The organism is Acetomicrobium flavidum, from assembly GCF_900129645.1.
In the GTDB taxonomy this organism is placed as follows: domain Bacteria; phylum Synergistota; class Synergistia; order Synergistales; family Acetomicrobiaceae; genus Acetomicrobium; species Acetomicrobium flavidum.
Genome location: NZ_FSQZ01000001.1, coordinates 1,777,175 through 1,791,559, shown reverse-complemented (window position 1 = coordinate 1,791,559; position 14,385 = coordinate 1,777,175). Strand labels below are relative to the sequence as shown.

Here is a 14,385-nt window from a genome sequence, read left to right as displayed (position 1 = left end):
GGCAACCTTTCGCGGGCCAAAAAAATGCTTTGACGTGCGTTTGTCGAACTTCCTGCTTTTGGGCATACTCCGACCTACATATCAACATAATTTGATATACTTTAAACATGGGCGATTACTCATCGTTTTTGAAAAGCTTGAGCCACAAAAATATTCTCGGGATTAACCCGCCGGTCTTCGACTTCGCCTTCTTCGATCTCTGGGCAAAGCCCTTAGGTCTACTTTATATACTGGATTACTTGAGGGACTTGGGAAACGATGTCAGCCTCATAGATTGCATATACGAGGGACGCAGCAAGCCTAAAACCTTCGGACGCCATAAGACCCAAAGGGCAAGGGTCGAAAAGCCCGATGCTTACCGGGACATCCCGCGCAGGTTTTATCATTTTGGCATGACGAAGGAAGCTTTCGAGGAGAGGCTTTCCCAAGTAAAAAGGCCCGACGTAATTTTAGTCACCTCGGGCATGACGTACTGGTACCTGGGAGTAAAATGGTGTATCGACATAATAAAAAGGCATTTTCCCGATATCCCATTGCTACTTGGAGGCATATATGCTCAACTTTGCCCCGATCACGCCCAGACCCTGGGCGTCGACGGTGTTCAAACCTGTCAGCTTAACCTGCCCTTGCGTCGGCCCGCCCTGGACCTCTACGACAATCCGGAATATGGCGTCACGGTCACATCGATAGGCTGTCCTTTGCACTGCAGGTACTGCGCTTCCGGGAAGCTATGGCCACAATACAGCAGGCGTCCGACAGAAGAGGTAATCGCCGAGATATCCTTTCAGGCCAGCATCCCGACCGTCAAAGATATGGCCTTCTACGATGATGCTCTTTTGATGGACAAAGAAAGGCATTTTTATCCCTTGTGCGAGAGGTTAAAAGACGGGTTTAGCGATTTACGCTTTCATACCCCTAACGGCCTTCACGTGAGGGAAATCGACGAACTTTGCGCCCGCTATCTTTTCAAGGTGGGTTTTAAGACGATACGGTTGAGCTTCGAAGGCACAGACCCGGCCGTTCAAAGGGCAAGCTCCGACAAGGTCTGCAACCTGCAGTATGTCCAGGCCGTAAAAAACTTGCTGAAGGCGGGTTACTCCTTAAACGACATCGAGACGTATATACTGGTTGGGCTGCCAGGTCAAAGCTATGAAAGCGTAAAAGAGGCTATTTTATTTGTAAAATCCTTGGGCGCAACCGCCAAGCTGGCTGAGTACTCCCCAATTCCGGGAACGCCAATGTTTGATGAATGCGCCAAAAGCTTTCCCCAGTTCAGGACAGAACCTTTGTATCAAAATAACACCGCTTACTGCGGGTACATGACGCCTGATATCACGCAAGATCAGCTTCAGGAGCTTAAAGACCTCGCAAATGGCAGATAAAAGCGGGGTGACGTCAGAAAATACTTAGACGCCACCCCGCTTTTATCTTTAACCTTTCTGGCTCGAACCTACGGCCTCCTTGTCAACGTTAGCACCGCATGTACATTCGCCTTTCTTGGATCCGTGCACCTGCTTCCATGTGACTATGGGAAGCCCCCAAATATTTATGAAGCCGACCGCCGAAGAATGGTCGAAGGAATCTCCGGCAGAGTACGTAGCAAGGTCGTTTACATAAAGGGAATTGGGGGACTTAAGGCCTACTACTACGCTTTGACCTTTATACAACCTCACCCTCACGACGCCGTTTACCACCTTTTGGGCATCGTTGAAGAAGGCATCTAACGCTTCCCTCAGGGGCGAAAACCAGTAGCCCACGTAGGCAAGCTCTGCATATTTCAGTTCAAGGTCTGCTTTGACGGCTAGTAAATCCTTGGCCAACGTCATCTTCTCCAATGCCTTTTTAGCCTGAAGCAACACGACCGGCGCCGGGCATTCGTATACTTCCCTGCTCTTAAATCCGACAAGCCTGTCTTCGATCATGTCTATTCGCCCGACACCATATTTGCCGGCGATGTCGTTTAACTTGGCGATCAAGGTGACGCCGTCCATCTCCTCGCCGTCCAGAGCAACGGGCAACCCTTCCTTGAAGGTTATCTCGATATATTTTACGTCCTCAGGCGCCTTCCAGGGATCAACGGTAAGCGTAAAGGCATCGGACGGTGGTTCTGTCCAGGGATCCTCAAGAGGACCGCATTCGATGGCCCTGCCCCACAGATTATCGTCGATGCTGTAGGGGCTTTTCTTCGTGACCGGAATGGGGATCCCGTGCTCTTTGGCGTAATCTATCTCGTCATCCCGGGAGAAGTGCCAATCCCTTACCGGTGCCAAAACCTTCAAATCCGGCTTTAATGCCCTGGTGCAAACTTCTATGCGAACCTGGTCTTGGCCTTTGCCGGTACATCCGTGAGCAACTGCAACAGCTCCCTCGATTTCAGCGATTTTTGCCAAATACTTGGATATCAGAGGCCTCGAAAGCGCTGACGTCAAGGGATACGTTCCCTGATACATGGCATTTGCCTTCAGTGCAGGCCAAACGAAGTCATGTACAAATTCTTCCTTCAGATCCATGACGTAAGCATTGCAGGCCCCTATGAGGAGCGCCCTTTCCTTGCAGGCCTCCAAATCCACGGTCTGACCCACATCGGCAGTGAACGTCACGACATCATACCCCTGATCCATGAGCCACTTTATGGCAACGGAAGTATCGAGCCCTCCACTGTAAGCTAAAACTACCTTTCCCTTATACATCACAATTCCTCCTTCTTTGAATTATGTTCATAAAATAAAAAGGCCCGTCCCACTTAAGGGACGAGCCTTTAATTGCCCGCGGTACCACCCTTTTTGGCTAGGACCTCTTTGGTCCTGCCCTCTTGCCGGCCCTTTGTCGGAGGCCACCCGAGTTCCTACTTGGTCTTAACCTTTCTTCGGAACTGGCTCGGGAGCTCTCTTCGGTCCGGCTACTTTCGAGGAACGCTCTCAGCTACTGCATCCCCTCTCTGTCGACGAGCACAGACTTACTTTCCCCCTCATCGCCCTATTATGGGACAACTGAGCGGAACAAGGTCTTATACGTCTAGCTCGTCTTATTCGAAGAGATGTCAACATCAACATTCCACGCTCCTCAATGAACTTGAGGTTAGTTAACCAAATATTATAAAATTTGTCAATAGCCCTTTGGCCAAATTTACAGAGATTTTATCAACCCCTCTTTCATGAGAAGTTTCGTCATCTCCTGGGCAAGCCTTATCCTTTCTTCCGCCATCTTGACCAGATCCTCTCTGGAAGCGGTGAGTTTTGCCACGCCCTGTTCGATTGCCTTGACACCCACCGACGCAGCGACCTCAGGGTATACCCATGTCTGATCCATGGTAGGAATCAGGTAATCCTCGTTCAAGCCTATCTTTTCGGCGCACTCTGACAACGTCTTTGCCGCAGCTATGCACATTTCATCAGTTATGACCGATGCCCTGACGTCAAGGGTACCTCTAAAAACCGCAGGGAAGATCAAGGAATTATTTATCTGGTTCGGAAAATCGGACCTTCCTGTGGCAACTATCCTGGCACCGGCTTTTTTGGCCTCCCAGGGCCATATCTCGGGAATGGGGTTGGCGCAGGCAAAAAGCATTGCGTCCTTGGCCATCCTGGCGACCCATTCCTTTTTTACCACGTCGGGGCCTGGTTTGGTGTAACAAAACACCACATTAGCATCCTCAAAGATTTTCTCCGGTCCTCCGCTGACGTTATCGGGATTGGTAATTTGGGCAAGGTGCCGCTTTATGTCGTATTTTACGTCGTCAAGGTCGCTTCTTTCCGAGTGCAGCACTCCCTTGCTGTCTGCAATAAGTATGTTTTTGGGATTGACCCCTGCGCTTATTAGGATCCTTACCGTAGCGACGTTAGCGGCCCCGCAGCCAAAAAAGCCGACCTTTATATCTTCGATCTTCTTGCCGGTTATCTTAAGGCCGCTGTAAAGGCCTGCCAGGTTAACGGCAGCCGTTCCCTGCTGGTCGTCGTGCCATACCGGGACCTTGCAGTCCTTGCGAAGCTCGTCGAGAATATAAAAGCACTTCGGTTGGGCTATGTCTTCCAGGTTGATCCCGCCGAAGGCAGGAGTAAGCATTCTGACCGTCTCTATGAACTTATCGGGGTCTTTGGTATCAAGGCAAATTGCCACGGCGTCCACACCACCCAAGTACTTAAAGAGCATACACTTGCCTTCCATGACGGGGAGCCCCGCTTCGGGCCCTATGTCGCCCAAGCCCAAGACCCTCGTTCCGTCAGTTACGACCGCTATGGTGTTTGCCTTATTAGTAAACTCGTAAGCCAGCTCAGGGTTTTTGTTTATCTCCTTGCAGGGTTCAGCCACACCTGGCGTGTACCAGATGGCAAAGTCAGATATGTCCCTGATGCAGCACTTGGGCACCGTTTGCATCTTGCCATGGTAAAATCGATGCAGCTTTAGCGCTTCCTCGGCCGGTTTTTTAGCCTTTTCGATCATTTCGTCATTGGTAAAATCCATCAAAAACCACCTCGCTTGTCCATGAGATACAGGCTATTCAATTGTCCAACGCTCATATTTATATAAAAATACCGCAAAACACATGAGACCCAATAAAGCTCTCGGCAACCTAAAAGGAGTAGGACCAGCTTTCACAAATATTGCCCTTTCGGGGACACCGGTAATCCTGCACAGCCTTTTCACATTAAGAATATGAATTACGGGCGTTTTCCTCTTAAGCATCAAAGATATTATCCCGTTTCCGGCATTTTTTTCATGCCTCGAGCTTAAAATGCCGGGGGGCAAGGAAAGCACGCTCTCGTCAGTTCCAATGTTGGAATGGGCACCCCCAATGTGTATGACCAATGAGGGGTTAAACTTATCTAAATATCTCATCTTGGATTCAGTAATCTCCTGCAGCGATTTGGCTCGCAATACAGGAACTCCTTCCGCTTGAGCAGATTTTAACATTAAATCTATGCCCTCTTTAGGTATACCTCCGCCTATTTCGTAGTCTCCGCCTAAAGTATAAAAGGCAGCCTTCGAGGAAATGTACCCAGCCTTGCGCAACTCCGCGAGGATGCGGGATATAGGAAAATCCGGATCGTTAGCCCCGTAGGTAGAAGCACCCAGCGATATCTGAAGAAATACATCCAATCCCTTTGCTTCGGCCGCAATGATGGAAGAAATCAGAAAACCAGGGAAGGAGCCAGAACTCAAAATCGCCACACGATCGCCTTTTTTCAGGCCCAGTTCATCAAACCATCGCAGGAATATGACCGCCCAAATTGGATTGCAGGATATCTGCTTGGATTGAAGCGATCCTATTGTCGTAGAAATCGGACTCCATTCCACGCCTATCAACCCGCACTTCATAGGGTCTAATTCTTCAGGTGGAACATGTCCTTCAGTTTGAACTTTAAGATTATACAAGTAGGATTGGGCATCCCTGACCCTATCCCAAATCCTTTCCTCTTCGATGGTAAGGTTTCCTGATGGCCATGCCCATATTAAAAGACCTACGACTGTTGCGAGGATAATTAGTTTAAGATTACATTTCTTCGACAGGGGCGTGTTGCTCCCAAAGAATATGTTAAATAAACCATGAAAGAAAGCACTAAAATATCCCATAGATCAATTGCCCCGTCAAAAGCGATAGTCCAGAAACCACCAACAGCCCCAAAGTCGTAGGAAGAATACCTTGCCTTTGCATGTCTGCCGCCATGAGCCCGGGCACGATCCATCCAATCCACGGCAAGCTTGAACTTGAAATTATACCCAAAAAAGCTGCCAAGAGCAGAGCAAAACATGTCCTTTGTCTTCCATATACACCGAAGACTCTGACGAGAACTTCTAATACCAACAATATGATCATTGAATATGCTATTGCTATCGCGAATAATTGCCATGAAAAGTATTTGATGGCCAATAAACCAGGCGAGATGATGCCTCCGGTTGCTATGCCCGTTCTGTAATAAAAAATCATGCCAATAATTATGCTTATGGCGATAACCATTAAATCCTGCTGCAGTTGCCTTTCACCTCTTCACATGACAATAGTTCTAATATAGGTAGACCGGCTATATTGCCACATCCGAATACCAAGCCTCTTTTTCCCACAAACGAGACAATCTCTTCCTTGTTTTTAAAATAAATCCAACTAGCGCCCCTTATCAACCGCAGGGGGTGAGCTCCGCATATAAAAACACCATCCCATCGTTCGCTGCGAAGCCAGGGCTCAAAAGCCCTAAGCCTTCCCGGCCTGTCGCGCCTATTATTAAAAAGAATGGACGTTTCCTTTTCGTCCCAACCAAGTGACGCAAAAAGATCAACGGTGCTTTCCAGATCGTTGGCAGCAAAAGCAAACGCCAGGACGCCGTTGCCCGCCTTTAACACCTTGAACCTGCCGGGATCGTCGTCTAAATAAGCATATATCCTCTCTTTGGTCACATTTAAACCTAGTATTTTAAACGCCTGTATTGCGAGCGCAACATTGGCATCCTCAAAATTAGAAAAATTACCTTGCGTAAAATAAATTGCATTTTGATTTTTTTTCAAAAGTTCAAGCAGTCTTTTATCGTCATCCATGTTCGGCCCTAGGATAACCGCAACTTTCCTTGGTATACCCGAAAACAAAGCCATTCTTGCTCCAGCTTTAGTCGGACCCCAAGCTTCAAAATGATCTTCTCTCAAATTCGTCCAAATCACCAGGTTCGGTTCCAGCCATCTTGCAGCCAGAGGTTGAAATTCTTCCGAAACAGCACTATTTTCTGCAACTATTGCATCAGCAACCGGAGGCACTGTTGAAAGCCACCACTGAAGTTCTTTTATGTGCCCTTCCCTCGACCTTATAATCCTCCTGACACCATGAGGCGACAGCTCGGTAGGTATGACTCCAGTTATGCGAGAAAAACATGCCATGCCTGCGGACCTAAAACCTGCTGTCATTAGCCTAACCAGGCTACTTTTACCCCGTGTGCCGGTGACAAGCACCCTGTATTTCGCCTTCAAAATAATCCCCTTTCGATCAAAACCTCAAAACCAGAAGCAGTCCGACGGGAAGTTATTATCATCCCCGTCGAACTGCCGTAAGGCATAATGCCTATGCCATAGTTAATTTACTGCTTAGGTTCCATCTCTTCCTTTCCAAAATCGACAGTCTCAAGCCACCACGTCGGATAACCAACGGATTCTTGCTTGCCGTCAGGGTAGGTGATGAATCCGTCAGAGTATTTCCCAACGAGCTGCTGAGCTAAGTTCCACCATCCATCTACGACCTTATTCATACTCTTGTTTACATAATCGGTCAAATAAGATTTAGCTTTCGATGGATCTTCTTTGTAAAGCGCAACTGCCTTATCTTCAACGACTGGTTGATACATGAAGAACTCATCCTCATAAGCTTTTTGTGCCGCCTTGATGTCCTTCATAATATAGTTAAACTTTAAGTCGGCCCAATTAGAGACAAAGTTAAATGCCCAGTATGCGGAGTTCCTGTCGAACTCCGCTCGCTTGCATTCCGTAATGCTCTGAGGAAGGCTCGCAGTGCCTGCATAAATCGGCATATACACCGTGGAATGAGGCGCATCTTCTCCAAACCATAAAACACCTCCTACAGGATCGGGCAACCAACTTCTTGCCTGGGCTACAAAGCTGTAGGAGCAACGGAATATGGAAATTGCTCGAGTCCAATCTACATCCTTCCTGCCTTCAGGACGAACTTCCTTGGGCGTTGAATAACGATTTGGAGTGCCAAATGGTCCTGCTGCAAGTCCCTTCGTAAGATCAAAACGAGTTCCTTCGTAGTAATCCCTGTTTATGCTCATGAGATCTCTTGCGGATACTTTCTTATCGGGTTTTACCATAAGGGGATACATATCTGCAGCATTTTCCTTCAAATTCAAAGATGGAGCCAAAATGCTTAAGACTCTCCATTCCCTGCGTTGCTGGTAGTAGGGGCTTCCATACGGTTCGGGATTGTAAATCTTATGGAAGACAAACTGCTCTCCTGGTTTCCACCACCCCATCTCCTGGGCAAACGTCTTTATGTTGGAAGAATACATGAAGTTATCTTTATCGTTCCAATCTATCGTTCCAATCCTTGTGCGATTGGAGACAACTGTTACGCAATCATCGGGAACGCGTTGAGCAACCCAAATGGCCCCTGGTTTCCTGCTATCTTGTGTCCAAAGAGGACCCGGACCGCATATATCGAATATCCAACCTTCGTTTTTATCAATCACAAGGAGAGTTTCGCCACCATCGCCATATCCATACTTCTCTGCAAGTTGCCCCATGATTTTTATTGCATCGCGAGCTGTAGATGCCCTCTGCAGTGCAAACACTTGAAGTTGCTCTATCATCATCCAACCGTTCGGGCAATAGTTTTCGTCGCGTCCGGTCCATGTCGCCTCTCCCATTATCACTTGATGCTCATTCATAAACGGATATCCCACATGGAAATACGTATACGTTTCTTTCGCTTGGGGAATTTCACCCACCTTCACCAAGGGCATATCTGGCCTGGTGCCATGACAAAGTTCTTTGTATACCGGCGTCATTTCTCCATCTTTATGAATGCCTCCCGGAACCACTCTAACCCTGTTATCGTACCAACCGTCGCATGTGTGCGTCACCATTACGGATCCGTCCGTGGAGGCTTCTTTCCCTACAATGATCGTGGTACAAGCATCAGCTACAGGACTGAGCAAAAAAACAGCCAGCACGGATAACGACAAAATTTTTGCCAACCTTCGACTCATCTTTTTCTCTCCCTTCTCCTTGTAACCAAAATATGCTTACCTAATGCTATGCTACAATATTAGTCTTAAATAAGTTACCCCCTCCTTTCCCATCTAAATCAAAAGCGCTCAATCGTAAAAGACATGGCCATCCTTTGCTTCTTGTGGGTTATGAAGATAAGTCCCTAAAGAATTTGCAATAATCTCTTTATAGCCAGGGACCCCTGATACGACTATTGGCTTATCTGGGTACATCATAGTAAAAAACTGCAACATTGTCAGAAAGGTCGATGAATGACGCCCTACCCTAACATCTATGGGCCAACCCTTTTCATCTATTGGCGAGTAAAGCAATCCATGCTCTCCCGCTTTTACAACAAACTCATCTTTACCCGTCATGAGGAGGTACTCGTCGGTAATGCCCCTTATGCGATCAAGCATGGGCTCGGCTGATTCTACAAGCAGTGACATAGCATTGGAATGATCTCCAATTTCTCTGTGAGATAAACCTCTCAACGCTTTCGGCGAAAATTCCATGTTAAGAGGAACATCAAACAGTTGAGCAGTCAGCGTCATTGAAGTCATCGCAGCTACTGCCTGTCCTTTTTCATGCGCTACTATTGTATTGATGACAGGATACTCAAGCTCAGCCTCATGTAGGTCTACAACCATATCCATATTTTCTTCTCTAATGAGTTGCATCATGGCCCATGTAGTGCGCTCAGTAATGGCACTGTTATTTCTGCCTGGCCAACATCTATTTAGGTTTCTAAAATCCATATACGCCAGCATCTGCCTTGTCGGGTAATGAATGTATACTTCAGGGTCGGGCCAAGAATCCAAAGGATTAGAGACCCTATCTCCCATACGAAAAATTTTTGTTCCCCATGGAGTCTTTACATGGTAGAAATCAGGGTATGCCTCTCCCATTCTTGTTCCCGTAGAGGCGCTCCTGTTTGCTCTAATTATGACAAACAGGCGTCCCTTTTCTATTTTTACATTCTCTGCCACAAGAAGCGCGGTTAAATTAGTAGCCGGTTCTTCAGGATGTGTCCCCCCCAAAAGCAAAACCGTGCCACCGGGAATGCCACTATCGAAGACGTATATGTTACTGTCATTAACAGTGCCCTTGAGGGAAGGCTCATAGTCAGACAGATGTCTAACTTCTGTCAAGGATGAGGAAGGCACCATTGCTTCTTTAAAGTGCCTGTGAACATAAAAATCATGTCCACCGATTGACGCAAAGACGATAAGAAATATTATTGTAAAGATCTTTACATATTTATTTGGCATAAGTAAGCCTCCTAATTGCTACTTAAGTCTTGCTAGTCTAAGGACAAAGGGAAGCAAGACAATGCCATAAAGGACAATATCTTGAGCATTTGTCGATTTGACAAAATTACGCAGAATAGCTCCTGTAAAAAACAGGACTATACCGTAATATAGCCACATTATGATAGTATTTGCCAGTATCATCTAAGCTATCCCTCCAAGAAAGACAGATTTGTACTAAAAATAAGAAATAGCGTTCCAATTAACGCTACAAATGCCATGGGTATCAGACAAGTTTTAAGGAATTCTCCGTAATACTTACCCTTGTATTCCAATTCAATTACAGTTGCCCGACCCACAATTGCAGTTGGTGGCAAACAGTCTCCAATTGGCCATATTACAGCCATAGCTGACAGGGCAATTACCGGATCCATTCCCTTCATGTTAAAAAGCATGATGAGCGGAACTCCAATCAAGGGAGCCACAGCATACTGAAGGGCACCCTCTGAGATGGGCAAGATAAAGAAAAGCGTTGCATACAGCACTCCCAAGGGCAATGTAACTATCAACAATGACAACAATCCCCTCGCGCCGCTTAAGGCCATGATCTGGATCAACACGCCTACCACTACCATAATGCCAACCAACGGCAATAGCGAATGTACGGTAGAGCATGCAATCTGCCATATGGGCAACGGTTTTGGGCTTAGAATGACAACAGAAAGAGAGGCAAGCATAAACAATAACGGCAGCCCCAATACGGGCATATTGAAAAACCATATTCTACCGGCCAGTATTAATGCCAACAACAAAACAAAGGGGAATCCAACCCTAAACCAGTTTTGTCTCTCGGGTACCTCGGGAAGCATGCTTAAAGCTTCTTGCAACTCCAATTTTTTGTTCGCCTTACCCGCCAACCAATAGGTAGAAAACAGGGCACCCAATAACGACAGCACCAGCAACGGCTTGCCAAAACCTACGTAAGGCATATTAGCACCCGCTGCAGCCATCATTGCCCAAAGGTTAATTGGTGGTGCAGCTGCACTCATCGCAGCTCCCATAAATATAATTGCAGCCCTTTTGGTCTCATCAATCCCCATCGAGGTCAATACAGAACCCACCAGCGCACCGACAGTAAGAACTGTTGTCGCGCCAGAGCCTGTAATAGCTCCAGGAAGTAATAAAACCAATGTTAAGAACAACAAACACAAATTTCGTCTGGTGTGAAAAGCTGATACTATTTTTCTCACTATGAACGCAACGCCACCGCTATCCCTAAAGAGCGCCATAAAAAACGTCGCCGTAAGAAATATCAGACATACATCAAAATAAGTGAAAGCTCCCTCAACGATATGACGTACCGGAATGAGCGGCACAATACCCCTAGGATCAGATGCCAACCGCAAAAGAATCGAATGCGCTATAGCGGCCACTATAGCTGAAAGGAACATGGACAGTTCAGTGGTAAGTTTTAACAACTTAAATATGGCAAAGGCCACAACAATAACTACCAGAACGATCTCTGCATGTGCAAACATATGAACCATTTTCCCTTCTTAAAGATTTTAGTGCCAATAAAAGTACGTCCCGCCCAGGGGGCAGGACGTACTTTTCACTACTTTTTCACCTCAACGTATTCTTTCAACTTTGCCCCAATCTCCAGGGCATCCTTAGCTTCTATCAACGGTTTGTTATATTTTCTGGCCAATTTAGTGAAATATCCGTCAGAGTTGCTGTCTGCCACAACCAACATTACATCTCCAAGCGGCATGATTTCATCGATTGACTGCTGATCGGCACTGTCGGTGCGTCGTGCCATTCCTTCAACATGTGCAGTTATCACCAGTATTCCTTCTTTTTTGGCCTCTTCAATAACTTCCTTGCAACGAGCGATCTCCTTGTTTACGTTGGTTCCAGCAGCGCCCATGCCTTTACCGCTGGTACCTGTCGTAACGATCAGCGTCTTGTAACCCTTGCCTTTCAATTCGGAAGCCGTGATCGTATTGTTGTTCTCCACAGGCGCGATCTGAGCCTGCATTATGGACATCTTTACCATAACGGCACCAGGACTCTGGCCACAAGTCGTGATGATGATTGGCGGCTTGATAGGCGGTATCTCATTGCCTATGGCAACCATCGACAAACACAACACACAACATACACATACTAAGCTACCGAGCGCAAGAAATCTTGCTAGTTTCTTCATATTTTGACCCCCTTTTCACTAATTTCATAACGCTAGCGACGCCTAATATAATATCAGTCAAAGTTTTAAGGTCAATTGTTTTAATATTTTTGCTAATGTTAAAAAATATAAGCAAAATTAGGCTTTAGAAAATTTTATTTGACTTTATTATTATTATACTTCGTTATCAAAGTCCAATTTAAATTCCACCATGCCTTCTCTACCTTTTCCATGCAGCTTTTCGTGTATTCCGTCAAATAATCTTTTGCACTTTGCAGATTCTTCTTAGACAGCTCCAAAGCCTTTGCATCTACATCCTTTTGTTCTTTGAAAAATGTTTCTTCAAGGGGATCACGCACTTGATGCAGATCCTTAATTGCATCCTGATATCGCTTGTTAACCAGATCATCTGCCAGTATAAAGGCCCATTGAGCGGAATTCAAAGAAAAGGCATCCCTATCAAATGTGCGCCAATTTTCCCTTGTATCCAAAGCGCCGCAGTATATAGGAACATAACAGGTAGTATTAGGGTTGTCATATCCAAACCAAAGTACTGTCTTAAGCGGCGTAGGATATCCGGACCGTGCCTGAGATACAAAGCTGTATGCACAATCGTACTTGGCAACCGGTCGATAGTAAGGTATATTGAGTAACTTCCTTTGATCTGACGTCATGAAAGGAGTGGCCAAGGGGCTTTTGACCATTTTATCCCCCTCGCGCACGTACCATGCGTTATTCTCCGTCATATCAAAAGGCGTACCGGCCATGTAGCTTTTTAACATCTCCATGACATCCTGAACAGACAAGTTCTTTGCGGGCTTAATAGCGAAAGGATAGGACATCGTCTCAGCATAGGGATCCCATTCCCTGGATGGGTCTAACTTACTGTAAAGGGTATGGAGCCGATCGCGAACCCATATGGAAGACAAGGACCAATCGTCGTTGCCAGTAAGCGGAGAATAGGCTTCCTGCCAAACGAAAGGTTTTCCGTCTTTAGGGTTATACCAACCATTCTCTATAGCAGGTTCCATATAATGTTTGCATACGATAAAATTACTCTTGTCATTCGGATCTATATTGCGAATCCGACTTATGTTGGGCACGACAACTACGCAGTCATCAGGCACTCTCTGGGCTGCCCATATCGCACCCGGTTTCCCGCTTTCGGGAGTCCACATGAAGCCTGCGCTGAACATCTCAAACACCCAAGCCTCGTCGGAATCGGTAATCGTAAGGCATTCTCCCTCGCTGCCACAGGACGGCAAAAATCCATACTTTTCGGCCAATTCTCCTATAACTTTTATGGCCTCGCGAGCCGTTTTTGCTCTCTGTAGAGCAAAAACTTCCAGCTGCTCGATCGTCATTATAGCCTTACCATCCGGATAAAAGGTCTTTAAGTTTTCTTTCTGAGGTATTGTCGTTTCCCCTATGGCAACCCCGTGCTCGTTCATAAAAGGATATCCCACATGAAAATATGTATACGTTTCTTCGACTTGAGGAATTTCCCCTATCTTCTTCGGAGCATAATTCTCCTCACCAATTATGTTCCAAAAGACATCCGCCTTTGACCCCTTAGGAAACTTTTTACCCTTTATGACCCGAACATTAGCATCGTAAAACGCTCCATCCGCAGTATGAGAGGTCATTACAGAGCCATCGACGGAAGCCTTCTTCCCAACTACTATGTCCGTGCACGCTGATACTGATCCAACAAATAAGGCAACAACAGCTAATGCGGTACACAATCGGAAACACGCTTTCCTCATGTTCATTAAACTTACTCCCTTCTCTATTTTAATGTAATAGCATTCAGGAATGGAAATATACGGAAGAGGACTGGAAATTATGGTGGATACATTGACTGATATCGCTTAAAACCGAAGCTTCATTTTGTTTCTTTGCAAAAACAATTTTTAAGTTACGATAGTTATAATAGCAACTATTTCAACATGATTATACATCAAAGTTCGTTACAGTCAAACTAAAAATTGCTTATTTTAAATGTACTAAATTTTACAATGATATACAATCTTCATAAAGTTATATACTTACACGACGTGATGCTGCAGTCGCGATAAATTATTAATAATTACCTAATTTAAAAAATAAGCACCTTCAATTATGTAGCAATATAATGAAACATCGATGCTACTCTACGCTTTAGATGTAGCGATTAAGATAGATAATATGTTGATCTTATATCTACTTGATATTGATCTACAATTGGCTAGACATATTCTGAGCTCA

General features: G+C 45.8%; 11 protein-coding genes. 1 reads left to right on the top strand and 10 read right to left on the bottom strand.

What is annotated here, in order from left to right:
• Nucleotides 1-128: 128 nt before the first annotated feature.
• Entirely contained in the window at nt 129-1,382 is a 1,254-nt protein-coding gene (locus BUQ78_RS08860; protein WP_318259598.1) for a B12-binding domain-containing radical SAM protein, read from the top strand.
• Between the two features lie 48 nt (nt 1,383-1,430).
• Here the strand turns inward: BUQ78_RS08860 and BUQ78_RS08855 are convergent, their stop codons facing one another.
• The 10 genes from BUQ78_RS08855 to BUQ78_RS08810 form a co-directional block, all read right to left on the bottom strand.
• Nucleotides 1,431-2,690 carry an argininosuccinate synthase gene (locus tag BUQ78_RS08855; protein ID WP_014807207.1) on the bottom strand — a complete coding sequence of 420 codons (1,260 nt, stop codon included), beginning with the start codon at nt 2,688-2,690 and terminating at the stop codon, nt 1,431-1,433.
• Nucleotides 2,691-3,126: 436 nt separating this feature from the next.
• Complete coding sequence (locus tag BUQ78_RS08850) at nt 3,127-4,461, bottom strand: NAD(P)-dependent malic enzyme (protein WP_074199949.1); 1,335 nt, start codon at nt 4,459-4,461, stop codon at nt 3,127-3,129.
• 33 nt (nt 4,462-4,494) lie between these two features.
• The gene (gene pgsW, locus BUQ78_RS08845) at nt 4,495-5,571 is read right to left on the bottom strand and encodes a poly-gamma-glutamate system protein (protein ID WP_074199948.1); all 1,077 of its coding nucleotides are present in this window, start codon (nt 5,569-5,571) and stop codon (nt 4,495-4,497) included.
• On the bottom strand, nt 5,558-5,956 hold the full coding sequence (locus BUQ78_RS08840; RefSeq protein WP_074199947.1) for a poly-gamma-glutamate biosynthesis protein PgsC/CapC: 399 nt from the start codon (nt 5,954-5,956) through the stop codon (nt 5,558-5,560). The genes pgsW and BUQ78_RS08840 overlap by 14 nt, the downstream gene beginning before the upstream one ends.
• Nucleotides 5,956-6,951, bottom strand: coding sequence for a Mur ligase family protein (locus tag BUQ78_RS08835; protein ID WP_014807218.1), 996 nt, complete (start codon nt 6,949-6,951; stop codon nt 5,956-5,958). The genes BUQ78_RS08840 and BUQ78_RS08835 overlap by 1 nt, the downstream gene beginning before the upstream one ends.
• Nucleotides 6,952-7,058: 107 nt before the next feature.
• The gene (locus BUQ78_RS08830) at nt 7,059-8,702 is read right to left on the bottom strand and encodes a dipeptidase (protein WP_074199946.1); all 1,644 of its coding nucleotides are present in this window, start codon (nt 8,700-8,702) and stop codon (nt 7,059-7,061) included.
• A gap of 108 nt (nt 8,703-8,810) precedes the next feature.
• The gene (locus BUQ78_RS08825) at nt 8,811-9,974 is read right to left on the bottom strand and encodes a M14 family metallopeptidase (RefSeq protein WP_014807220.1); all 1,164 of its coding nucleotides are present in this window, start codon (nt 9,972-9,974) and stop codon (nt 8,811-8,813) included.
• 188 nt (nt 9,975-10,162) lie between these two features.
• Complete coding sequence (locus tag BUQ78_RS08820; RefSeq protein ID WP_041459789.1) at nt 10,163-11,491, bottom strand: C4-dicarboxylate ABC transporter; 1,329 nt, start codon at nt 11,489-11,491, stop codon at nt 10,163-10,165.
• A 77-nt stretch (nt 11,492-11,568) separates the two neighbouring features.
• Nucleotides 11,569-12,159, bottom strand: a complete 591-nt coding sequence (locus BUQ78_RS08815; RefSeq protein ID WP_074199945.1) for a DUF6305 family protein — start codon at nt 12,157-12,159, stop codon at nt 11,569-11,571.
• Nucleotides 12,160-12,293: 134 nt separating this feature from the next.
• On the bottom strand, nt 12,294-13,910 hold the full coding sequence (locus tag BUQ78_RS08810) for a dipeptidase (protein WP_404792158.1): 1,617 nt from the start codon (nt 13,908-13,910) through the stop codon (nt 12,294-12,296).
• Between the last annotated feature and the right edge of the window lie 475 nt (nt 13,911-14,385).